The organism is Acetivibrio straminisolvens JCM 21531, assembly GCF_000521465.1.
Lineage (GTDB): Bacteria > Bacillota > Clostridia > Acetivibrionales > Acetivibrionaceae > Hungateiclostridium > Hungateiclostridium straminisolvens.
In genome coordinates this window covers 1-1,547 of record NZ_BAVR01000146.1, presented here as the reverse complement: position 1 = coordinate 1,547, position 1,547 = coordinate 1, and the positions used below count along the sequence as shown (strand labels likewise).

Here is a 1,547-nt window from a genome sequence, read left to right as displayed (position 1 = left end):
TTAAACAATTAGATCCAAACTTAGACTATATTAATCATGAAATAAATGATGGCAAATGCTATATAACGGTAGCTTCCAACCGCAAAGAAGTAACATGTCCATTTTGCGGCCGGCCATCATCCAGGATACATTCCACCTACAACAGAACTTTTCAGGACCTTCCAATACAAGGTAATAAGGTATTTATTATTATACGTAACAGAAAAATGTTTTGTGATAATCCTGATTGTAGTCATACTACTTTTGCAGAAAGATTTGATTTTATTTCCTATAAAGCGAAGAAAACCCGTCGTCTTGAGGATGAAATTGTACGACTGTCAATAAATTGCAGTTCCGTTGCAGCATCAAAAGCTCTAAAGGAAAATGTTGTGGATATCGGCAAAAGTACAGTTTGCAATCTCTTAAAAAAAAAGAAACACCGGTTGTTGACAAAAAGACAGTAACAGCTGTTTGCATTGATGATTTTGCTATTAAAAAGCGAAAAAGCTATGGGACAATTATGATAGATATTTTTACGCATCAAATACTTGATATGATTGACTCAAGGGATTATGAGACTGTTTGCGAGTGGTTAAAAACATATCCAAATCTTCGTGTGATATCAAGAGATGGATCTGTTATCTATAATAATGCAATTGCAAATGCACACCCGGAAGCTTTACAAATAAGTGACCGTTTTCATTTACTGAAGAATCTGACTTCCTATATAACAGAGTATCTAAAAAAGAGATTAAAGCCGCAAGTTTTAATACAAGCTGTCAGTCAGGAAACTAAAGAGATAAAAACAATAAGACAGGCAGATGAAAACAGAAAACTTACATTGAAAGAAAAATATGAAAAGATAAAACAACTCCTATTAGAAGGAAGATGTAAAACAGAAATTTGCCGAAGCTTAAATATGGATGTACGAGCTTACGATAAGCTAATGGCAATGACGGCTGAAAAAAGGGAAAAGTCATTCCAGACAAAAAAGATGATCATACATGAAGAAAGAGTAAAGCAAAAAATGGAACGTGTAAATGAGGTGCGGGAGTTAAAGAGAATAGGTTTGAGTAATAGAGAGATATCCAGGCGTACCGGGCTTAATAGAAAAACAGTTAGCAGATATCTTGATGAAAACTTTAATCCGGTCCATGCTGCCTATGGCAAAAAGAGAAATGGGAAGCTGACACCATATATAAAAGCGATTGACGAATACCTTGAGAAAGGGATTATGGGTTCATATATTGAGGAAAAGATACGCGAAATGGGATATGAGGGTTCATCATCAACTGTGCGGGATTATATAACAGACTGGAAGAAGCGGAGAAAAAAATATTACGATAAAAGTAGGGAAAATGGGACAAAAACAGAAACAATAAAAAGAGAAAATATATTAAAGCTATTGTACCAACCAATAGAAAAAGTAAAAATAATTAGTAAGAAACAATTTGAAATGATATGCAAAGAATATCCGTTTTTTAAAAAGATATACAAAATAACATGGGAATTTAAGAGTATGCTAACTGATAAAAATATTGATGTTTTGGATAAATGGATGGAGGGAG

General features: G+C 33.7%; 2 protein-coding genes. Both read left to right on the top strand.

Annotation, left to right across the window (positions count from 1 at the left end):
* The coding region (locus JCM21531_RS17140) for a transposase family protein (RefSeq protein ID WP_038291641.1) at positions 1 to 443 on the top strand (443 nt) is incomplete at its 5' end.
* The coding region (locus JCM21531_RS17135) for a transposase (protein ID WP_243467894.1) at positions 392 to 1,547 on the top strand (1,156 nt) is incomplete at its 3' end. The genes JCM21531_RS17140 and JCM21531_RS17135, both read left to right, overlap by 52 nt.